The 21,504-nt window shown below is 63.2% G+C and carries 20 protein-coding genes and 1 tRNA gene; 10 read left to right on the forward strand and 11 right to left on the reverse strand.

Features of this window, described 5'->3' with window-relative positions; translation table 11 throughout:
* Positions 1-2 precede the first annotated feature (2 nt).
* Entirely contained in the window at positions 3-1,658 is a 1,656-nt protein-coding gene (locus tag NDO48_RS12080) for a GMC family oxidoreductase (protein ID WP_267321525.1), read from the forward strand.
* Between the two features lie 45 nt (positions 1,659-1,703).
* Here NDO48_RS12080 and NDO48_RS12085 read toward each other — a convergent pair whose 3' ends face one another.
* The 6 genes from NDO48_RS12085 to NDO48_RS12110 all read right to left on the reverse strand — a co-directional run bounded on the left by NDO48_RS12085 (position 1,704) and on the right by NDO48_RS12110 (position 6,904).
* The gene (locus tag NDO48_RS12085; protein ID WP_267321526.1) at positions 1,704-3,026 is read right to left on the reverse strand and encodes a Mur ligase family protein; all 1,323 of its coding nucleotides are present in this window, start codon (positions 3,024-3,026) and stop codon (positions 1,704-1,706) included.
* 61 nt (positions 3,027-3,087) lie between these two features.
* Positions 3,088-3,807, reverse strand: coding sequence for a glycosyltransferase family 32 protein (locus NDO48_RS12090; RefSeq protein WP_267321527.1), 720 nt, complete (start codon positions 3,805-3,807; stop codon positions 3,088-3,090).
* A gap of 672 nt (positions 3,808-4,479) precedes the next feature.
* Positions 4,480-4,722: a DUF1344 domain-containing protein gene (locus NDO48_RS12095; RefSeq protein WP_018429359.1), complete on the reverse strand. Its 243-nt coding sequence runs from the start codon at positions 4,720-4,722 to the stop codon at positions 4,480-4,482.
* Positions 4,723-4,973: 251 nt separating this feature from the next.
* Complete coding sequence (locus tag NDO48_RS12100; protein WP_267321528.1) at positions 4,974-5,468, reverse strand: peptide deformylase; 495 nt, start codon at positions 5,466-5,468, stop codon at positions 4,974-4,976.
* A 39-nt stretch (positions 5,469-5,507) separates the two neighbouring features.
* Positions 5,508-6,182: a GntR family transcriptional regulator gene (locus NDO48_RS12105; RefSeq protein ID WP_018429357.1), complete on the reverse strand. Its 675-nt coding sequence runs from the start codon at positions 6,180-6,182 to the stop codon at positions 5,508-5,510.
* Positions 6,183-6,283: 101 nt separating this feature from the next.
* Positions 6,284-6,904 (reverse strand): helix-turn-helix domain-containing protein, encoded by a 621-nt coding sequence (locus NDO48_RS12110; RefSeq protein ID WP_018429356.1) that lies wholly within the window; start codon positions 6,902-6,904, stop codon positions 6,284-6,286.
* A gap of 229 nt (positions 6,905-7,133) precedes the next feature.
* Between NDO48_RS12110 and NDO48_RS12115 the strand changes: the two genes are divergently transcribed.
* From NDO48_RS12115 to NDO48_RS12140, 6 genes are all read left to right on the forward strand, one after another.
* Positions 7,134-8,705 carry an ABC transporter substrate-binding protein gene (locus NDO48_RS12115; RefSeq protein WP_040456314.1) on the forward strand — a complete coding sequence of 524 codons (1,572 nt, stop codon included), beginning with the start codon at positions 7,134-7,136 and terminating at the stop codon, positions 8,703-8,705.
* A 68-nt stretch (positions 8,706-8,773) separates the two neighbouring features.
* Complete coding sequence (locus tag NDO48_RS12120) at positions 8,774-9,715, forward strand: ABC transporter permease (protein WP_267321529.1); 942 nt, start codon at positions 8,774-8,776, stop codon at positions 9,713-9,715.
* Positions 9,712-10,578, forward strand: coding sequence for an ABC transporter permease (locus tag NDO48_RS12125; RefSeq protein ID WP_018429353.1), 867 nt, complete (start codon positions 9,712-9,714; stop codon positions 10,576-10,578). Before NDO48_RS12120 ends, NDO48_RS12125 begins: the two co-directional genes overlap by 4 nt.
* Position 10,579: 1 nt before the next feature.
* The gene (locus NDO48_RS12130; RefSeq protein WP_040456935.1) at positions 10,580-11,587 is read left to right on the forward strand and encodes an ABC transporter ATP-binding protein; all 1,008 of its coding nucleotides are present in this window, start codon (positions 10,580-10,582) and stop codon (positions 11,585-11,587) included.
* A complete protein-coding gene (locus NDO48_RS12135) occupies positions 11,584-12,594 on the forward strand; it encodes an ABC transporter ATP-binding protein (RefSeq protein WP_018429351.1) in 1,011 nt (336 codons plus the stop codon). Before NDO48_RS12130 ends, NDO48_RS12135 begins: the two co-directional genes overlap by 4 nt.
* Positions 12,595-12,619: 25 nt before the next feature.
* Complete coding sequence (locus NDO48_RS12140; protein WP_267321530.1) at positions 12,620-14,428, forward strand: aminopeptidase P family protein; 1,809 nt, start codon at positions 12,620-12,622, stop codon at positions 14,426-14,428.
* Between the two features lie 48 nt (positions 14,429-14,476).
* Here the strand turns inward: NDO48_RS12140 and NDO48_RS12145 are convergent, their stop codons facing one another.
* The 3 genes from NDO48_RS12145 to cpdR all read right to left on the reverse strand — a co-directional run bounded on the left by NDO48_RS12145 (position 14,477) and on the right by cpdR (position 15,936).
* Complete coding sequence (locus NDO48_RS12145; protein ID WP_018429349.1) at positions 14,477-15,052, reverse strand: chloramphenicol phosphotransferase CPT family protein; 576 nt, start codon at positions 15,050-15,052, stop codon at positions 14,477-14,479.
* Between the two features lie 241 nt (positions 15,053-15,293).
* Positions 15,294-15,368 (reverse strand) — tRNA-Val (locus NDO48_RS12150).
* 205 nt (positions 15,369-15,573) lie between these two features.
* On the reverse strand, positions 15,574-15,936 hold the full coding sequence (gene cpdR / locus NDO48_RS12155; RefSeq protein ID WP_018429348.1) for a cell cycle two-component system response regulator CpdR: 363 nt from the start codon (positions 15,934-15,936) through the stop codon (positions 15,574-15,576).
* A 228-nt stretch (positions 15,937-16,164) separates the two neighbouring features.
* Here cpdR and NDO48_RS12160 point away from each other — a divergent pair, with 228 nt between their 5' ends.
* Complete coding sequence (locus NDO48_RS12160; RefSeq protein WP_085941125.1) at positions 16,165-17,055, forward strand: N-formylglutamate amidohydrolase; 891 nt, start codon at positions 16,165-16,167, stop codon at positions 17,053-17,055.
* Positions 17,056-17,309: 254 nt separating this feature from the next.
* The gene (hisN, locus tag NDO48_RS12165; protein WP_018429346.1) at positions 17,310-18,083 is read left to right on the forward strand and encodes a histidinol-phosphatase; all 774 of its coding nucleotides are present in this window, start codon (positions 17,310-17,312) and stop codon (positions 18,081-18,083) included.
* 15 nt (positions 18,084-18,098) lie between these two features.
* Here the strand turns inward: hisN and NDO48_RS12170 are convergent, their stop codons facing one another.
* Positions 18,099-19,070 (reverse strand): alpha/beta fold hydrolase, encoded by a 972-nt coding sequence (locus NDO48_RS12170; RefSeq protein ID WP_018429345.1) that lies wholly within the window; start codon positions 19,068-19,070, stop codon positions 18,099-18,101.
* 504 nt (positions 19,071-19,574) lie between these two features.
* Here NDO48_RS12170 and NDO48_RS12175 point away from each other — a divergent pair.
* Complete coding sequence (locus NDO48_RS12175) at positions 19,575-20,042, forward strand: Hsp20 family protein (RefSeq protein WP_018429344.1); 468 nt, start codon at positions 19,575-19,577, stop codon at positions 20,040-20,042.
* A 61-nt stretch (positions 20,043-20,103) separates the two neighbouring features.
* Here NDO48_RS12175 and NDO48_RS12180 read toward each other — a convergent pair whose 3' ends face one another.
* The gene (locus tag NDO48_RS12180; RefSeq protein WP_018429343.1) at positions 20,104-21,156 is read right to left on the reverse strand and encodes a threonine aldolase family protein; all 1,053 of its coding nucleotides are present in this window, start codon (positions 21,154-21,156) and stop codon (positions 20,104-20,106) included.
* Between the last annotated feature and the right edge of the window lie 348 nt (positions 21,157-21,504).

Here is a 21,504-nt window from a genome sequence, read left to right on the forward strand (position 1 = left end):
ACATGACCTACGACTACATCATCACTGGTGCGGGTCCCGCCGGCTGTGTGCTTGCCAACCGGCTGAGCGAAGACGCGGACGTGCGCGTTCTGCTGCTGGAAGCCGGCGGCGGCGACTGGAACCCGTTGTTCCATATGCCGGCAGGCTTTGCCAAGATGACCAAGGGCGTGGCCAGCTGGGGCTGGGAGACGGTGCCGCAGAAGCACATGAAAAACCGGGTTCTGCGCTACACTCAGGCCAAGGTGGTCGGCGGTGGCTCCAGCATCAACGCCCAGCTCTACACGCGCGGTAACGCTGTCGACTACGATCTCTGGGCCAGCGAGGATGGCTGCACCGGTTGGGATTATCGCGCGGTGCTGCCCTATTTCAAGCGCTGCGAGGACAACCAGCGCTTTGCCGACGACTATCACTCCTATGGCGGGCCGCTGGGCGTATCGATGCCGTCGGCAGCCCTTCCGATCTGCGATGCCTATATCCGTGCCGGCCAGGAACTCGGTATTCCCTACAATCACGATTTCAACGGCCGCCAGCAGGCCGGCGTCGGCTTCTATCAGCTGACCCAGCGCAACAAGCGTCGCTCTTCGGCCTCGATGGCCTATCTCAGCCCGATCAAGGACCGGCGCAATTTGACGGTTCGCCTGGGCGCGCGGGTGACGCGCGTCGTGGTCGAAAAGGGCAGGGCCGTGGGCGTCGAGATCGCGAGCGGCAATGGCATCGAAACGATCCGTGCCGACCGCGAGGTGCTGGTGTCCTCCGGCGCCATCGGCTCGCCCAAGCTGCTGCTTCAGTCCGGCATCGGCCCGGCCGATCACCTCAGAAGCGTTGGTGTTCCCGTCGTCCACGACCTGAAGGGCGTCGGCGAAAACATGCAGGACCACCTCGACCTGTTCGTTATCTCCGAGTGCACCGGGGACCACACCTACGACAGCGTTGCCAAGCTGCACCGGACGCTGTGGGCGGGGTTGCAATATGTGCTGTTCCGCACCGGGCCCGTTACGTCGAGCCTGTTTGAGACCGGCGGGTTCTGGTATGCCGATCCTGACGCGCGTTCGCCCGACATCCAGTTCCACCTCGGTCTGGGCTCGGGTATCGAGGCTGGCGTCGCCCGGCTCAAGAATGCCGGCGTGACGCTCAATTCTGCCTATCTGCACCCGCGCTCGCGCGGCACTGTGCGACTTGCCTCAAACGACCCGGCCGCAGCGCCGCTCATCGACCCTAACTATTGGGCCGATCCGCACGACCGCAAGATGTCGATCGAAGGGCTCAGGATCGCGCGCGAGATCATGCAGCAGGCGGCCCTGAAACCCTTCGTGCTGGCCGAGCGGCTGCCCGGGCCGGACAAGGTGACCGAGGAACAACTGTTCGACTATGGCTGCGCCAACGCCAAGACCGACCATCACCCCGTCGGCACCTGCAGGATGGGCACTGACGACATGGCCGTCGTCGACCTCGAGTTGAAGGTGTGCGGCATAGAGGGGCTGCGCGTCTGCGACAGTTCTGTCATGCCGCGCGTGCCCTCCTGCAACACCAACGGCCCGACAATAATGGTTGGCGAAAAAGGCGCCGACATCATCCGCAACCGCGATCCACTGCCGGCCACGATTTTCGCCCATGAGCGCAACGATGCACGGCCACGGGCGCGGGCGGACGTGCGGTAGCAGCACCGAGGTCAAGGACCCGAGACCGGTGCTGCTGCCTACATCCTAGCCCGAGCGTGACATGCCTTTGTCCCGCAGGGCCCGCGCGCGAGCTTTGCGGGCCTTGCGATGCTCGTTGTAGGGGACCTCGACCATCCCGCATTGCAGGCAGTCGATGTATTTGCCGCAATTGGTTTCCCAGCATTGGACATCATGCGTCCAACTAAGGGCAATCCGTTCGAGATGCTGGGTCTGGGATCCCTTGAGAAGTATGAGCTCGCCTGGCCGGGAGGTTGCCCTGACATAGTCCGCTGCTTCTTTTGGCAGAAGGAAATCGATGAACTTGCCGTTTTTCCTGTCTTCCTCGGAAGGGCGGGCACGATGGCCATTCTCGCCGACGAAGATGAACTGGTCCGCGCATTGGTAGGCAAGGTCGTATGCGAGTGCAGCGCCCTTCCTCGGCCCGCCGGTGTAGTCGGAAATGAAGCCGATTACCGCGCGCTTGTTGGCGGGCTGGCTCTTGCTGAGAATGGCGATGGCGGCTGGAATGCTGTCATTGGGAGCCTTCACCGTATCGACGATGAAGGTAGGGCCTCCGTTGGTCGCGAGAATGCCGCAGCGGTTCCACGGGACAGCGAAGCTGGCAATGCGAGATATCGCCAAATCTGGTGCCAAGCCGAGTTCGACAGCGGTGGCGAATGCGGCCAGGGTCGCGATCCAGAACTCTTCACCCACGAAAGCCGTCTGCAGCTCGAAGCTTCCTTCGCTGCAGGATACGGTCACCTTGAGGAGCCGCGGGAATGAAGCTTCGGCAGAGTCCAGCCTGTAGTCAGCGGTGCCCGACCGGCCAAAGGTGACGATGCGGGCCGCCGTACGCTTTGCCATTGCCATGACATGCGGGTCGTCCGCATTGAGGATTGCAAGACCCGCAGGTTGCAAGGCCGAGACAAGTTCTCCCTTTTCCTGAGCCACGGCTTCCTTGCCGCGAAACGCCGAATAATGCTCCAAGCCGACTTTGGTGACGATGGCGACCTCAGGTCGGAGGAGCCGTGCCATCGGCTGTATGGACCCTTTGACGGTAGCACCAACCTCGGCAACGACGTAGTCCGCCTGCGATGGCGTGCTGCACAGCGTCCTCGCCAATTGCGGGATCGTGTTCTCGTAGATCTGTGCGTGGACGTTGCCCTGGCCCTCCAGAATATGGGTAAGCAGGGCGGTGGTCGTCGATTTGGCCGAACTGCCCGTTATGCCGATGTGCAGCGCCTTGGACCGGCTACGCCGCTGTTGCGCCAGCTTCAGCCTCAGGCTCTCGCCCAGGCGGGCCATGATTGCCTGTGGGCCATGCTTTCGGCGAAAAGACCGTGTGGCATTCCGGAAGGCCTTGTACATCAATCCCGTGCTCCAACGGCAGCCGGATCGCCGCTGCGGACTTGCAATTCGCGTCGCGCGGTCATTGTGCCGGTTTCTTCCGCTTGATCGCCCTCAATCGCTTGCGCGCCATAGAAGCGTAGATGCGCCTGCGATACTCGAGCATGTTAGAGAAGATCGAGCCGAATTGGTAAGCGCCTGTCGTTTCTCCGAACATCTGGTGCGCATATACCTTGCCGGTCCCGGTGTATTTTCTCCCGATGAAATGCTCGGGTATGAGGACGTGAGAAGGCCAGATCACGATATCCGGCCGATGTGTTTCGATCAGCTCGGCAATGAACAGATTGCCCGTCGTTCTCCACGGCTGATCCAACTCGGCGGGAGGAGTGCTCTCCAGGATGGATAGGATCAGATCAAGGAATGGATGGCCCGCTGCAGCCGCTACAATCGGAGCTACCAGCTGGCCGCGCAGGAACTCATTTTCATAGACGGTGTAGAGCGTTCCGTCGTCGTCGAACAGTTCATCGACCGGATGGACGCAAATGCTGTCCGCGCCAGCCATGTAGCCGCCTTCCGAATAAAGAATTTCGAAGCGCAGCAGGTCCGCTGCACCTGCATAGGCGCCGCGCTTCATGTACTCGTCGATCTGGGCGCGCGTCCTGAAGCTGCCGTTGCGAAGGAAGTCGTTGTCGTAGAGCGTGTAGTCCCAGTCCGGGTGACGGTCGACCCAGCTTTGCATCCACTGCGACGGCTGCTGCTTTGGACCTATCCAGATGTGGCCGAGCTTCTTGGGAATTTTCATGAAACGTGAATCTCCATGGGTCCAAGGCAGGAAACACCTACGCATGGCCGCTCAGCAGAGATGGAGGCAGCAACCAGAAGGCAAAGGAGCTCGTTGATGGAACTTTGTGGCGTGTGACGCGAGGCTCGTCAATCGAAAGGACTGCGTGAATCTTCGCACATCGACGTTTGAAACGGTCGTTGGATGTCGAACCATGGCACATGGGGCTCTTCCCCTTTGCACCCCCAGCCCTCGAGCGCGCGGCAGGCGATGTCAGCGCAGGCGGCGGTATGCTTGAGGTCCGAACATCATTGCGGATGTCCATCGCCAGCGGGCAGCGGGGTGGAAGGTGCAGGAATAAGACCGGCTCATTTGCCGACGGCGGGGGAGTTGGGGCGATCCCGGCAACATTGGCGGCATATGACAGCACTGGCTACAGGCAGCTTCGGCCTCGCCACCGGCAGGATCATCAAGGCCGACAGCGCATTGTCTGTCGCGCGTCTCTGAAAGTTTCGAAATGAGCTACGTCGACGCCATCACGGGGTAGGTCGCGCAGGCAGGTAGGGGTAGGCGAGCAGGACGCGGACGTGGGCTGGGCGCTGCATGGCGATCGGCAGGCTGCAAAAGGCTGCAATTGAAAGGCCCTGGATACGGGCGTATCCAGGGCCTGAAGATCTGTTCGAGGGGACCCGCTTACGGGTTCATAAGAACTTCCGTCACCTTGGTGTTGTCGTTCTTGTCCGTCTGAATCGAGACCTTGGCGCCAACCTTGACTTCCGGCGGAATCGCGACGTCTGCGCCTACGGTGAAGCTGGTGCCGTCTTCCAGGGTGATGACGCGTGCTTCCTTGTTGTATTCCTTCACCACGCCGTCGGCGGCGAAGGCAGGGAATGACATCATGCCAGCAACGGCCAAGGCGAGAACAAATTTCTTCATGATCCTGCTCCTTTGATGCTTAAGCAAATTCCCTAGTTTCACGCATGGGAGCTGTCCCCCAGCAGCGCCTAAACACGCGATCAGCGAATTGGTTCCGCACCCAGGCTCACATTAGAGGCGACTCAACTGTCGCAACGCGGCAAGAAATGCCCTGAACATAGGCAAGAGCGTCCCAACATTTACCCGTCATGTGGAAATCGGCGCCATCGAACCAACCCGTGCCGGTGTTGGCATCAACGGCTTCCGTCGCCCTAGCGTTGCCGTAGCTTGTCGTAGCGCTTGATCAGGCGGTCGCGCTTGAGCTTCGACAGGCGCTGGATCCAGAAGATGCCGTCGAGCTGGTCGATCTCGTGCTGGTGGCAGGCAGCAAGGAAGCCTTCGGCCTTCTCGGTCAGTTCTCTGCCATGGAGATCCTGATAGGCAATCTCGATTGCGGCATGGCGCTCGATCTCGTCGGTGACGCCTGGCATCGAAACGCTGCCTTCGGTGTGGCGGATCTTTTCCTGCGAAGTCCAGACGATCTGCGGGTTGACGTAGATACGCACCTGCTTCGGCTCGAGTTCAAGCAGCACCAATCGCTGGGCCACGCCGATATGAGGTGCGGTGATGCCGACGCCGGGGGCAGCGCGCATGGTGTCGAGCAGGTCGTTGGCGAGGGTGTGCAATTCCGCGTCGAACGTCGTCACCGGAGCGGCGATGGCCTGCAAGCGAGGATCGGGAAAGCGGACGATCGGCCTGATGCTCATCGGAACGCTCCCGTAACGATATCAGGCAAAGAAAGCAGGTCAGTCATCGCCCGATCGTGTTTCCTCGAGATAGGCGATCAGCGCGCGACCGGCGCCGAGCACGTGGTCGCGCGTGAGCTCTGCCGCCTTTTCGGCATTGCCCTCGACGCAGGCGTCCAGGATCGCCTGATGCTCCCTGCGGGCTCGAGCCATGCCGTCGGTGAGCGTCAGCTGCGCCCGGAGATAGCGGTCGATGCGGTCCAGCGAAGCGCGCACGATCTGGAGATAATAAGGCCGGCGGGCGGCCTCGTAGAGGCTATAATGGAAGTTGCGATTGATCTCGCCCCATCTGGCCGAGTTCGGCTCACGGCCGAACTCCTCGCAGTGGCGGCCGGCGAGAGCAAGCGTGCTGCGGTCCATGTTGGGCACGGCAAGGCGGATCACCTCGGCCTCGACCAGTGCGCGGAACTCGAAGATCTCGGCGATTTCCTCGATCGACAGGCCGGCGACGACAGCGCCCTTGTAGCGCTGGGTGGTGATCAGGCCGTTCTGCTCGAGCCGCGACAATGCCTCGCGCACAGGGATGCGACTGGTGTTGAACATCGAGGCGATCTGGTCCTGCCTGAGGTTTTCGCCCTCGGCGAGGTCGCCCTCGATGATCGCCTTGCGCAGCGCCTCATAGACGATATCGGCCGCTGATGCTGCCTGCCTGATATCGACGGTTTCCAGTTTCATGACATTACCCGCTCGCGACCGGGCGCATCGCCCGACTGCGCAAGGTGATAGGTCGAATGGCGGCCGCGGGCAACATCAGGCCGTTGCTCCAACGCCTGGCGTCAATTCTCGGGAAGGATGCGGGTGGTGCCGACCCAGAGTTCGCGCGCCGGTCCAGGTCCGACATTCCTGGCCCGATGGGGCAGGGAGGAGGGGAAGTGCAGCGTGTCGCCGGCTTTGAGAAGATACTCCTTGCCGTCGATCTCGTAGAGCATTTCGCCCTCGATCAGGTAGAGGAAGTCCTCGCCCTGGTGAGTGGTGAGCTCCGAGGCATAGCCTGAGGGCATCAGCGTGATACAGCCGTTGAGGGCGGCACCGGGAAAGCCGCGCTCGATGATCTCGTAAACACGCTCCTTGGTCTCGACATTGTAGCCGTGACGCTCGCCGGCGTGGGAGACCATCGAATGCGCATGCTCGGGCGGCTGCGACAGGAAGGTGTCGACGCTGGTCCCGAGTGCGGTGGCGACCTTGTAGAGCGAGATTAGTGACGGCGTCGAAATCCCGCGCTCGATCTGGCTGATGAAGCCTTCGGTGAGGCCGGCCTCGACAGCCACCTGCTTCATGGTCTTGCCTATGGCCTTGCGCCGCGTCCTCAGCATTTCGCCGATCGAAGCGGCAGCCGATGCCTCGGGCTCCGGCAGGCTTGCCGTCGGGCTGTCCGCCAGATCGCTTTCGAGGGGCATTGCTGTCTTTCCGCTTGACTTCATAATTTCGATGAACTTTAGTCCAGCTAAAGTCGATTGCGCAAGCGGGTTTACCCCGAACCGCCGACTGAAGGGGAAATAAACAATGCCCTCGGGGCGGCCCGGACGCAAAGAAAAAGCGTCCGAAAAAATTGGATAAAATATCCAAACTGCGCACCGAGACGAATTGCCGGCATAGCCCGGTGGGGCCAAACAGGAGGAGAAACACATGAAACATATGTTGCCGATGCTGCTCGGCGCCGCGCTCGGACTGGCGGCCACCTCGGCGATGGCGCTCGATCGCGGCGGCGCCGTGACCTTCGCCCGCTATGACGACTCGCAGATCATCGACCCTGTCTGGGCCGACCGCAATCCGGACCTGTGGCTGATCACCAGCCTCTACGAGACGCTGCTGCGCAACGGTCCCGACGGCTCGATCGTGCCTGGATTGGCCGAAACCTACGAGGTTGCTGCCGACGGCAAGTCGATCTCGCTCAAGCTGCGCGACGGCCTGAAATTCTCCGACGGCTCGCCGATGTCGGGCGACGACGTGGTGTTCTCGCTCGACCGTGCCCGCAACCCCGACGGTCCCTGGGCCGGCCTGCTCGGCTCGGTCGAGAAGGTGACGGCTGACGGCGGCAAGGTGACGCTGTCGCTAAAGCAGCCTGACCCCACGATCCCCTCGATTCTCGCCACCTTCAACACCGGCATCGTTTCCAAGGCCGCATTCGAAAAGGCAGCTGGGGCCAACGACCAGGAAAAGGCCAAGGCCTATTTCGAGAACAATCCGGTCACCTCGGGCCCCTTCACCATGAAGAGCCGCCAGGCCGGCACCGGCATGAGCTTTGCCAAGAATCCGAACTACTGGCGCCAGGGCGAAGACGGCAAGGCGCTGCCCTATCTCGACGAGGTCGACTTCGTCGTCATCCCCGATGACGCCACCCGCATCCTCAAGCTGCAGGCCGGCGAAGTCGATGTCGCCGAGTTCATTCCCTTCGCCCGCGTCGGCGAGCTGCGCAACGACGCCAAGCTGAAGATGGAGCTGTTCCCGTCGACCCGCATCATCTACGCGCCGATCAACACCCGCGAAACGCTGAAGGACGGGTCGAAGAACCCGCTCGCCGACGTCAAGGTGCGCCAGGCGCTGAACTACGCCACCGACAAGAGCATGCTGCTCAAGCTGGTGACCTTCGACACCGGCAAACCGATGACCTCGCTGATGTCGGCGGCCACGCAACTGCATTACGGCCCCGAGCCGCTCTACCCCTATAATCCCGAAAAGGCCAAGCAGCTTCTGGCCGAGGCCGGGGTCGATGGCGGGCTGAACATCAAGTTCACCACGCTTGCCGGCAGTGCCGACGACGCCACGCTGTTCACCGCGCTGCAGCAGATGTGGTCGCCGCTCGGCGTCAACCTGGCCGTCGAGCAGGTCGACAACCCGACCCGCGGCGCCAAGAACCGCTCGGGCGAGTTCGACATTCACACCTATGGCTGGGCCAACGACGTCAACGACCCAGCCCAGGTCACCGGCTGGCTCGGCTACTACAAGCAGCGCCAGGCCGTCGGCACCGGCTGGAACAACGATGAGTTCAACAAGCTGTTCGAGGCTTCGAACTCGGAGGTCGATCCGGCCAAGCGCAAGGAAGAATACAAGCGCATGCAGGAGATCTACGCCGAGAACGCGCCGCTGCTGTTCCTCTATGAGACGCCCTTTGCGGTTGCCGTGTCGAAGTCAGTCGAGGGCTACGTGCAGACGCCGCTCGGCGCCAACGACTTCGCCGAGACCTGGCGCGCCAAGTAACCCAAGCGTGACCGCTACGCGCCGGACGGGTGACCCCGTCCGGCGCGCCTTTCTCGAAGGCCAGGCCTATGCCCTCTTTGTCCTATCTTCTGGCGCGGCTGCTGCAGATCATCCCGACCTTCCTTCTGGTCATGGTCTTCATCTTCCTGCTCGTGCGCCTGCTTCCCGGCGATCCCGCCATCGCCATGGCCGATGCCAAGGCGACCGACGCGCAGATCGAGCAGATCCGCCACAATCTCGGCCTCGACCAGCCGCTGCCGATGCAGTTCGTGGTTTTCGTCAAGAACACCCTGACGGGCGATCTCGGCCGCTCGATCATGATGAAGGCGCCCGTGACCGAGGTGATCCTGAGCCGGCTGCCGACCACGGTGTTCCTGTCGCTCTATGCGGTTGCGCTCGCCATCCTGCTGGCCGGGCCGCTGGCGTTCCTCGCGGCGTCGCGGGTCAACAGTGCCACCGATGTCGCCATCCGCAGCGTCTTCCAGGTCGGGCTGTCGATGCCGGTGTTCTACATCGGGCTTCTGCTGCTCACCGTGCTTGCCGCGCAGCTGCGCTGGTTTCCGGTCGGCGGCTATGGCGAGAGCTTCCTCGACAATCTCCATCACCTGATGCTGCCGGCACTCAGCATTGCGCTCTACACGTCGGCGATCATTCTCCGGAATCTCCGGGCGTCGCTGATCGAGGTGCTCGACGCCGACTATGTGCAGTTTGCCCGCGCCAAGGGGCTGTCACCGCGCATCATCATGACAAGGCACGTGCTGCGCAACGCGCTGGTGTCGACCGTCACGCTGCTCGGCCTGTCCATCGGCAACTTGATGAGCGGCACGCTGGTCACCGAGACTGTCTTTGCCATCCCAGGCGTCGGCCGGCTGATGCTCGAGGCGATCTTCGCCCGCGACTATCCGCTGATCCAGGGGCTGACGCTGACTTTCGCCGTGCTCGTCTCCGTCGTCTTCCTGTTGACCGACGTGGTGCAGTCCTGGCTCGACCCGAGGCTTCGCCAGTCATGAGCGCCGTTGTCCATTCCCGCCCGCGTCCGGGCCGCCTCGGTGCCTTCCTGCGCCGCGCCTTCGCACGGCCGGCTTTCGTCGTGGGCTTCGCCATCATCGCGGCATCGATCGTGCTCGCCCTGTTTCCTCAGCTATTCGCGCCCTACGATCCTCTCGCCTTCGACATGAATGCCATGCAGCAGGGACCAAGCCTGGCGCACCCGTTCGGCACCGACAATTTCGGTCGCGACGTGCTTTCTCGCGTCATCTGGGCCTATCGCGTGGACATGCAGATGGCCTTCCTGGCCACCATTTTCGCATTGCTGATCGGCGTCACCGTCGGCGCCTTCGTCGGCTATTATGGCGGCCTCGCCGACACCATTTTCGGCCGCTGCGTCGACGCTGTCATCACCTTCCCGTTCCTGGTGCTGGTCATCGCTATCGTCGCCGTGCTCGGGCCAGGACTGGTCAACATGTACATCGCCATCACGGCGGTAAACTGGGTCTATTACGCCCGGCTGACGCGTGCCGAGATCATGACGCAGAAGTCGAGCGACTATGCCGCCGCGGGCAGGGTGCTCGGCTATTCCGACCGGCGGATCATCTTCCGCCACCTGCTGCCCAACGCCAGCTCGCCTATCATTGTCTATTGGATGACCGACATGGCGCTCGCCATCCTGCTCGGCTCGTCGCTCGGCTATCTCGGCCTCGGCGCCCAGCCGCCGGCTGCAGAGTGGGGCGTTCTCATCTCGGAGGGACGCAACTTCCTGCTCACTGCATGGTGGATGAGCCTGATGCCCGGTATCGCCATCGTGCTGACCGGCCTCGGCTTCAGCCTGCTCGGCGATGCACTCGCCGACCTGCTCCGGCCGAAGGGGCGCTGACATGACCAAGACTGAAACAGTCCTCGAAGTGCACGGCCTCAGGACCGAATTCGGTTCGCGCGAGCGGCCGCTTGTTGCGGTGGATGGCGTCTCCTTCGACGTCAAGGCCGGCGAAATCTTAGGCCTCGTCGGCGAGTCCGGCTCGGGCAAGAGCATCACGCTGCGCTCGATCCTCGGCATTGTCAGGCCGCGCGGCCGAGTCGCCGGCGAGATCCTGTGGAAGGGCAGGGATCTTGTACCGCTCGACGAAGCGGAGATGCGCAAGGTGCGCGGCCGCGAGATCGCGATGATCTTCCAGGAGCCGATGTCGTCGCTCAACCCGCTCCTGACGGTGGGCCTGCAGATTTCGGAGAACCTCGCGGCGCACACCACTCTCGATGCAGCAGCACGCACAGCGAGAGCGGTCGAGCTGCTCGACATGGTCGGTATTCCCGCCGCGCGCAGCCGGCTCGGCGATTATCCGCATGAATTCTCGGGCGGCATGCGCCAGCGTGTGATGATCGCCATCGCACTTGCCTCCAATCCGTCGCTGCTGTTGGCCGACGAGCCGACGACCGCGCTCGACGTCACCATCCAGGACCAGATCCTGCGCCTGATCCAGTCCCTCAGCCGCGACCTCGGCATGGCCGTCATCCTCGTCACTCACGACATGGGCGTGGTGGCGCAGACCTGCGACCGCGTGGCGGTGATGTATGGCGGGCGGCTCTGCGAGATGGGGCCGACGACTGACGTGATCGGCGACGCCCGCCATCCCTATTCACTTGGGCTGCTGCGCTCGATCCCGCGCAACGTTGCACCGCGCACGCCGCTCTATTCGATCCCCGGCGCGCCGCCGTCGCTCAACGCCCTGCCATCAGGTTGCGCCTTCACGGTGCGCTGCCCGGTGGCCGGAACCGAATGTCCCGATGTCCGTCCGCAGCTGAAATCGGCGGGGCCAGCGCGGATGGTGGCCTGCCACCGGCTGGCCGACGCGCTGGCACATTTCAGCCCGCAGGAGGCGGCGCAATGACCGTGGTCAACCCAACCGTCGAACCGCTGCTTTCCATCCGGGACCTTTCGATGCGGTTCGAAAAGCCGCGCTCGCTGTCCGACACCATCGCCCGCCGGCCACGGCAGGTGGTTTCGGCGCTGAACGGCGTCGACCTCGACGTGATGTCGGCCGAGACGCTCGGCATCGTCGGTGAATCCGGTTGTGGCAAGTCGACCCTGGCACGCTGCATCGCCGGCCTGCACCGGCCGTCGGGGGGCGACATCCTGTTCGAGGGTGAAAGTGTGGTTGGCCTGACAGGCCCGAAGCGTCGCGCCTTCAACAAGCGCGTCCAGATGATGTTCCAGGATCCTTACACCTCACTCAACCCGCGAATGACCGTGCGCGACACGCTGCGCGAGGCGCTCACGGTGCATCGCATGCGCGAGGGGCAGGCGATCGACAGGCGCATCGATGAACTGCTCGACCTCGTGCGCCTGCCCGAGGGCGCGGCGGACAAGTTCCCGCACGAATTCTCCGGCGGCCAGCGCCAGCGCATCGGCATCGCTCGGGCGCTTGCGCTCGAACCTGTCTGCCTCGTCGCCGACGAGCTGGTCTCGGCGCTCGACGTCTCGGTCCAGGCGCAGGTGGTGAACCTGCTGCTGGAGTTGCAGGATACTCTCGGGCTCACCGTGCTGTTCGTCGCCCATGACCTCAGGCTGGTGCGCCATGTCTCGCACCGCGTCGCGGTGATTTATCTCGGTGCCATCGTTGAGATCGGGCCCTCGGAAGCGCTGTTCTCGCGGCCGCTGCATCCCTATTCCAAGGCGCTGCTGGCGGCGGCCCCTTCGCTCGACCCGACCGAGCGGAACAGGGCGCCGGCACTGTCGGGTGAATTGCCGAGCCCGCTCGACATTCCCAAGGGGTGCCCGTTCCACGTCCGCTGCCCGCATGCCGCCGAACGCTGCCGCATCGACAAGCCTGTCCTGCGCCCTATGGGCGCGGGCATGGCAGCCTGCCATTTTGCCGAAACCATCACAGCCGCGTAACGCGCCGACCACCAGGACATCCAAGATGACATCGACCGAAAGGCAGGAGCAATCCCGCCGCATAGAGGCGCTTCGCCGGGAAATCGCCGCGCAGGGGCTCGACGGCTATGTCGTGCCGCGCTTCGACGAGCACCAGAGCGAATATTGCGCGCCGCATGATTGCCGGCTTGCCCATGTCACCGGCTTCACCGGTTCGGCCGGCGTGGCGATCGTCATGCGCGACCGCGCCGCGATCTTCGTCGACGGGCGCTACCAGGTGCAGGTGCGCGAGGAGATCGATCTCGACAGCTTCGCCATCGAGCATTTCTACGACGCGCCGCTCAAGGACTGGCTGCGCAAGAACCTGCGCAAGGGCGAACGCGTCGGCTTCAACCCGATGCTGCTGCCCTCGACCTGGGACCGGGATTGCGGCCAGGCGGCCGAGTCCGCCGGCGGAGCTTGGGTTGCGATTTCAGGCGATCTCGTCGACACGATCTGGACGAAGCAGCCGGAGAAGCCGCTCGGCCCGGTTATGGCCTTCGGCCGCGACTATGCGGGTGAAAGTGTCGCTGACAAGAAGCGCCGCATCGCCGCGCTGGTCGCGGCCCAGGGCGCCGACTTCCTGGTCGAGGCGCAGCCCGACAACATTTCCTGGCTGCTCAACGTGCGCGGCCGCGACGTGGCCTTCAACCCGATGCCGCATTCCTTCCTGATCATCGACACGGCCGGTCGCACCGAGTGGCTGGTCGACCATCGCAAACTGCCGAACGATCTCTCCGGCTTCGAACTCGACGGCGTCGAGATGGCTGAGCCGGCACGCCTGCTCGAACGCGTCGCGGCCTTTGCGAAAGGACAGACAGCGCTTGTCGATCCGGGTTTCGCGCCGTCGGCGGTGGCCCACGCGGCACGCGATGGGGGCGGGGAGGTCAAGCTCGCCCGCAGTCCGGTGACGCTTGCCAAGATGGAGAAGAACCCCATCGAGTTGCAGGGCTTCCGCGACTGCCACCGCCAGGACGGCGCTGCCTGGGTGCGTTTCCTTGCGTGGCTCGACCGTTATGGCGCAACGCGCGCGGCACAAGGCATGCCGGTGACCGAACTCGAAGCCGAGGAGCGCATCCTCGCGTATCGCCGCGACAACAGGCTGTTCGTCGAGCCGAGCTTCCGCACCATCTCCGCCTCGGCGGGCCATGCCGCCATGTGCCACTACAATGCGACAGCCGTGAGCAACGCCGCGATCACGCCCGAGGGAGTCTACCTGCTCGATTCCGGCGGGCAATATCTGACCGGCACCACCGACGCCACCCGCACCACGGCCCTTGCGCCCGTCAGCGACGAGATCCGCCGCGCCTACACGGCGGTGCTCAAGGGGCTGATCTCGATGCTGACGCTGAAATTCCCAGCTGGCACCTTCGGCCATCACGTCGATGCCTTTGCGCGACGTCCCCTGTGGGACCTCGGCCTCGACTACGACCATGGCACCGGCCATGGCGTCGGCCATTTCCTGTCAGTGCACGAGCAGCCGCAGCGCTTCGACCGGCGGGTCAACGAGATCGAGCTCAAGGCCGGCATGGTGACGACCATCGAACCCGGCTACTACAAAGCAGGCGAATACGGCATCCGCCTGGAAAATCAGGTCGAGGTGGTCGATGCCGGCGGTGACTTCCTGAGCTTCCGCTCGCTGACGCTCGTGCCCATCGATTTGCGCCTCGCCGACATTTCCCTGCTGTCTCCCGGCGAGACCGCCTGGCTCGACAGCTACCACGCAACGGTTCGCACGGCCCTGAGAGGCCAGCTTGCCGGCGACGATCTCGACTGGCTGGAGCGCATGTGCGCGCCCTGCGGGACGAGGGACTGAGATGCACTGGAAAAAGCTGGTACCGGCAGGTAATTCCTGTCGCCGGTGTCAGCTTGGCCGAGCGGTAAGCTCAAGCCCGGCCCGGCCCCTGTGACGGCTGAAGCTCGACGAGCGGCGTGTCTCGCGCCAGGCCTTGAGCACCGTCTCGACATTGGCATCCGTGCCGTCAGTCGTGTTCAGTTCCAGGTCATAAGTCTTGCCGGCATGGATCGTTTCGTGGTCGCGTCTGGCGCTGCCGAGCGGCCGGTCGCCGCGTGCCGCTTCGCGCTCGATCAGCAGGTCGAGCGGGCAATGCACGGCGACGAAGAACACGTCGTGGCGCTCTAAGGAGCTGGAAAGCACTTCGAGCCACCCCTCCGTATCCAGAATGTGCTCGAGGATCAGGTTGTTGCCGGCGTCGGCATAAGCGGCAAGCGACGCGTGGAACCCGTCGAAGAACGCCTTTCTGGCATCGGCCCAGACGAAGTCCCCATTGCGGAAACGGCCCAGCGGAAGAACGCCTGAGTCGCGCAGATGATCGATCGAGATATGCCAGAACGGCTTTTCGATGCGGGCCTGCAAAGCCCGCGCGATGGTGGATTTTCCGCTGCTCGATGCGCCGTGCAGGAAAATGATCTCTGCCATTGTGTTGCCTTCCGCTTGCCGTGCGGCGCGGTTGTCTTGCGTGCACGTGTCAGTGGTATGACGGCGTCATCCGCAGGCTTGCGACCCCACCGTCAGGCGAGATCGCTGCATCAGCGGGCACTGGGAAACGCAGCCGCAGGAGCACGGTCCGATTCAATTGCGGACATGACAAAAGCGCCTGCGGAGGTTTGTCGAACCTGCCGGGCGCTTGGCATCTTTGCATCTAAGTGCTTGATTTGGATGGTGGGCGTGACAGGGATTGAACCTGTGACCCCTGCAATGTCAATGCAGTGCTCTCCCGCTGAGCTACACGCCCATCCGATGGGGCGGATACACCATTTTTGATCCGGCGCGTCAATAGCGTGTTTGACGGAAATTTGCGCCTTTGTTCAAAACCCCGGTAGACGCTGGGGAAGATGGCGCTGCGCCGCACGCGGCACAGGGTGCGAAAGGGCGATACGGCGCCGGCAAAGCAAGAATCGCCCCGCGCAGGGAGCGAATCTCTTTTCTCGAGTGCAGCCTCAGGCGGCGTGCAGCATCTTTTCGACCTCGTTGACGAGATCGCGCAGGTGGAACGGCTTCGACAGCACCTTGGCGTCGCGCGGTGCCTTCGAATCGGGATTGAGCGCCACTGCGGCAAAGCCGGTGATGAACATCACCTTGAGATCTGGATCGATCTCGGTGGCGCGGCGCGCCAGCTCGATGCCGTCCATTTCCGGCATGACGATGTCGGTCAGGAGCAGCGAAAAGGGTTCCTCGCGCAGCCGCTCGTAAGCGCTTGCGCCATTGTCGAAATCGCTCACCTGGTAGCCGGCGCGTTCCAGCGCCTTGACCAGGAAGCGACGCATGTCGTCGTCGTCTTCTGCCAGAAGAATGCGTGCCATCAGTATCCCGTCCGAATCAGCGGTCGAAGCCGCCCCCCAGCAGGGGCTTCGTTAACCATCTTCTATATGAGTCCGGGACGGTAAACATCAAGTGAATGCCGCCCGCAATGGCTGACACCGCGGCACGGGCCGGGCTTTGCGATGCCGCCGCGCAACGCTGGACACGAACTCACGCAGGTGGCAATTTCATTCAATGAACAAGCGTCGCCCGCAGGTCGTTCAGGCAAGATGACCCCAGCCGAAGATTTCTCGGTGCTGCCCCCGTTCGAGGTCCGGACGAGCGCCGAGCAGCGTGTGCCATTCGTGTTCAATTCGCCGCATAGCGGCCGCTGCTATCCCGAACGCTTCCTTGCCATGTCCAAGCTCGATTCCATGGCGATCCGGCGGTCCGAGGATTGTTATGTCGACGAGCTGTTCGGTGCTGCCGTAACTCTCGGCGCGCCGATGCTGACGGCGCATTTCCCCCGTGCCTATCTCGACGTGAACCGCGAGCCGTGGGAACTCGACCCCCGAATGTTCGCCGAGCCGGTGCCGCCATTCGCCAACATCCGCTCGGCGCGTGTCGCCGGGGGGCTCGGCACGGTGCCAAAGCTGGTGGGCGAGGGGCTCGACATCTATTCTGGCCGGTTGCCGCTGTCGGAGGCGGTGGGGCGCATCGAATGCGTCTACAAACCCTATCACGAGGCGCTGAAGCGGCTTGTGACGCGCACCCATGCGCGCTTCGGCTATGCCGTCCTGGTCGATTGTCACTCGATGCCGGCTTCGATCCGCATCGGCGAAAGCGGCATGCGGCCCGACTTCATCGTCGGCGACCGCTTCGGCACCTCGGCCACATCGGCCCTTTCGCAATGCGCGATCAGCCTGCTTGCAGCGATGGGTTATTCCGTGGCGCACAACAGGCCCTATGCCGGGGGCTTCATCACCGAGCATTACGGGCGGCCGGCGCGCAACCTGCATGCGCTGCAGATCGAGATCAATCGCGGCCTCTACATGGATGAGCGCACGCTGCAGAAATCCCAGGGGTTCGATGCGCTGGCAAACGATCTGGCGCGGTTTTCCGCCGATCTGATGGCCTTGCCGGACCATCATTTCCTCGACCTGCCATTGGCTGCCGAATAGGCTGCAGCGGAATAGGTAAGCCGCTGAACCCGCTAAAAAAAAGACCGCTCCGGAGAGCGGTCGAAGTCTAGGGAGGAAACGCCCAAGGAGGGCATGGACAGGACAAATCCTGTCCGACTTCGAGATTATTGTGCGGTGCACAAAAGTCAAGGCGCTTCGGGCTTTTTTAATTCATGGTGATGTGGCTATTGCCGACGCGGTGCTGGGCGTGTCATCCACGCAACAGCAAGACATGCGTCAGGCATTGGGGGTGAATGATGGTCGAAGCCGAGTTCATGCGACGGATCGCACGTGCCGCAGCAGCCGAGACGCTGCCGCGCTTTCGCCGCCTGTCGGCGGTGGAAAACAAGCTCGCCAGCGGTTTCGATCCGGTCACCGAGGCCGACCAGGAGGCAGAACGCGCCATCCGTGCGCTGATCAACGCTGAATTCCCCGATCATGGCATCCTCGGTGAGGAGCATGGCAGCGAAAACACCGGCAACAGCCATGTCTGGGTGATCGACCCGATCGACGGCACCCGTGCCTTCATTTCCGGCCTGCCTGTCTGGGGCACGCTGGTGGGGCTGACGGTGGACGGCGATGCGGTTGCAGGTATCATGTCCCAGCCCTTCACCGGTGAGCTGTTTTATGCCGACGGCAAGGGATCGCATTATGAGGGGCCGGGCGGGCCGCGCGCGCTTTCGGTGCGCAAGACGACGTCGCTTGCGGACGCAACGATGTTCACCACCACGCCGTCGCTGTTCAAGGGCGAGATGCGCAAGCGTTACGACGTGCTCGAGAGCAAAGTGCGGTTGGCGCGCTACGGCACCGATTGCTACGCCTTCGCCATGGTGGCCGCCGGGCAGGTCGACATCGTCGTCGATCCGGGCCTCAAGCCTTATGACATCGTGGCCCTGATCCCGATCATCGAGCAGGCCGGCGGCATCGTCACCACCTTCGACGGCGGGCCAGCGGAGAATGGCGGCGACATCATCGCGGCGGCGACGCCTGAGTTGCACAAGGCGGCGATGGCGGTGCTGGCAGGCTGAGCCGGCTGCGGGCTTTCAGTCGTTGTCGTCGTCTACCAGTGCCGGCGTTCCAGGGATGAAGGCCTCGAAGGCGGCGATCAGCTGCTCGCGATAGATGTCGGCTTCCTGCAGTATCTCGTGGCGGGAGCCGTCGATGGTGAGCAGCGACGCGGCCCGCGTGTTGCGGGCATAAGCCTCGATATCCCTTGTCGCCACCACCTCGTCGGCCCCGGCAGTGACGATCAGCATCGGCACCTTGAGGGCTGCGATGAAGGCTGGATCGCGCACCGTTTCCGACGCTTTGGCCGCAGCGCGCAGCCAGGCGACCGTGGGGCCGCCGACTGAAAGCGTCGGATAGGTCTCATAGAGCAGGATGTTGCGGCGGTAGCGGCGCTCGTCGCTGGTCAGCTTGTTGATCGCAAAGGGCGTGCCCTCGCGCGGCCTTGGCCCCCAGGCGGCGTAGAGGCGTCCCAGGCCCAGCCAGCAGAGCAAGGTCGTGATGCGCTTGATGGCTTTCATCGACAGGGGCGCGCCAACCACCGACATGAACGGGGCGACGAGCACCATACGCTGGACGCGGTTGGCCATGACGGGTGCCGCAAGCAGGGCGATCAATGCGCCGCTCGAATGGGCGAGCACGAAAAACGGGCCGCGGCAGTCGGGCAGGACGATTTGCTCGAAGAAGGCCTCGAGGTCGCGGACGTAGTGGTCGAAACTCTTGACGTAGCCACGATGGCCATCGCGCAGCAGCCGCTCGGAAGCACCCTGGCCGCGCCAGTCGAACGTCGCCACGGCATGCCCGCGCACCGTGAGATCGCGGACAGTCTCGAAATATTTCTCGATGCACTCGTTGCGGCCGTTGAGCAGGATCACCGTGCCCTTGAAGGGCTGGTTGGTCGCCGGGAACAGGGCGTAGCGCAGGCGCTTGCCGTCATGGGCGGTGAAGTCGCCGGTCTTGGCGCGTTCGGGAACCGGATTGCCGGGGATTTCGTGGAACAGGTCCGTCATCAGGCGCTTCGGAACTCGCTGCCGGGGATCAGGCTACAACTGAGGGTGATAGAAAGGGTGGCTGCGAAAATCAAAGGAATTCCGACGCGGGCGGGCATCCAGTTCACAGTGTGGGAGCGTCCGAAAGGATGCGCGGCGCTGTGACGGTGGCCGCAAACTATGAGGCCGGAGGCAACTTGCGGTTTGCCTCCGGCCTCTGTCGATCCGGGAGGAAGGGACGTTACAACCCGGTTCGGCCTTATGGGCGGGGCTCTCGGCGCCGCCCTTGTCTGAACTTGGGTGCACTCTAAGCCGCCCGGCCTGAACGGATGCCGAAGGGGCGGTTCATTTTCGGTTCATAAATGGCCGCCGGAAAACCTCTGGTCGCAACGTCTTGAAATGGCTTTGGGGCACCCCCAAATGTCTCCTGCGGCGCCCAATACGGGGCCGCTGACCACCGCCGGGACGCCAGAAAGGGTGCCGGCACGGGTCATACGCAAACTTTGTTGCTCACTGGAGAACACCATGCGTCAAGTCGATTTTTCCCCGCTCTATCGCTCAACCGTTGGTTTCGATCGCCTGTTCGGCATGCTCGACGGCCTCAGCCAGCCCGAAGGCGGCACCAGCTATCCACCCTACAACATCGAGCGCACCGGCGAGGATGCCTACCGCATCAGCATGGCGGTTGCCGGCTTCTCGGAAACCGACATTTCGATCGAAGCCCATCGCAACGTGCTGACGGTCAAGGGCGAGCGTGGCACTGAAGGTGCCGGCGAAGGCTCGGAGCTGCTTTATCGCGGCATCGCCTCGCGTGCCTTCGAGCGCCGCTTCCAGCTTGCCGACCATGTCGAGGTCGTAGGCGCCAATCTCAAGAACGGCCTGTTGCACATCGACCTGAAGCGCAACATTCCCGAAGAGCACAAGCCCCGCAAGATCGAGATCACTGCCGCGGCCGCCAAGGCCAAGCAGATCGAGACCAATACGGTCAACTAAAGCAGACAGCTCCTCCCAAGGAGAAAAGGCGGCGCCCTCGGGTGCCGCCTTTTTCATATTGTCAGGAGCGGAGAAGATCGCCGAAGCGGCTGACGTCTTCGGCCGACGTGGCAAAGGACGTGACGAAGCGATAGAGCGCCTCGTTTTCCTGGACCTTGCCGGCAAGCGACGCCGGCACGTGCCATTCATAGAAGACCGCGCCGGCAGCCTGGGCCTTCTTGGCTACGTCCTTGTTGATGATGGCGAAGACCTCGTTGGCCTCGGGCTGCCAGCCGAGGCGGGCGACGGGCGAGCTTTCGATCGTCTCCGCCAGCCTGGCCGACATGGCATTGGCGTGGCGGGCCGTCTCCAGCCACAGCCCGTCTTCGAAATAGGCCTCGAACTGGGCCGAGATGAAACGCGCCTTGGAGAACAGCTGGGCCGAGCGCTTGCGCAGGAAGTGCATGTCCTTGGCGCGGTCGAGGTCGAACATGACGATCGCTTCCGCGCACCAGCAGCCGTTCTTGGTGCCGCCGAAGGAGACGATGTCGACGCCGCGCTTCCAGGTCATCTCGGCAGGCGTGGCGTCGAGCGACACCAGTGCATTGGCAAAGCGCGCGCCGTCCATGTGCAGCGGCAGGCCGTGGCGCTTGGCGACGGCCGACACCTCGGAAATCTGGTCGAGGCCGTAGACGGTGCCGACCTCGGTCGCCTGGGTGATCGAGATCGCGGTTGCGCGGCCGCCATGGATGTTCTCCCAGGCGAAACGGCTGACGGCGCGGTCGAGATTGGCGGTGTCGATGCGCCCGAGCGGGCCATCGACGGCATGAAGGCGCGAGCCTGATCCAAGGAACTCCGGCGCGCCGCATTCGTCCTCGATGATGTGAGCCTCGCGATGGCCGAAGGCGATACCGCCCGGCTTACCGTAGACGGCGAGCGACAGCGAGTTGGCGGCCGTGCCTGTGGCGACGAAGAAGACGGCGACCTCGCGCTCGAAGACCTGGCCGAAGCGCTCATAGACGGCGCGATCGAGATCGCCGTCGCCATAGGCGCGGCTGAAGCCCGCTGTGCTGGCCTGCAGGCGCGCGGCCACCTTCGGATGGGCGCCGGCCCAATTGTCTGATGCGAAGATCATGTTTTCCGTCCGTAACGTGGCTGTGGGAGACTGCTCTGAGCTAGAGCGGATTTGCATTTTTGTATCAAGTGCATGGCGGTGAAATCGTTTATGGCAGGCGAAAACCGGATTTGACCGTCTGTTCAAAAATTACGCAGCGCATGCCTTTGTTGTAATTTTCTGTCTTTCGGAGTGCGGAAAATTCGTGAATCGGTCTTGTGCGTATTCAAGAATTCTGTCATACGAAATTTAGGACAGCAGTGCTGTCTTATTTATCTGCTCAAAGCGGAACGGATTTGGCGTATGATGACGCTGCGTCCGTCTGCCGCCGTGAGCAGGGGTCGGTGACCGGGGCGGAGCTTGTCCGTT

Source organism: Aminobacter sp. MET-1 (assembly GCF_026521175.1).
GTDB lineage: Bacteria > Pseudomonadota > Alphaproteobacteria > Rhizobiales > Rhizobiaceae > Aminobacter.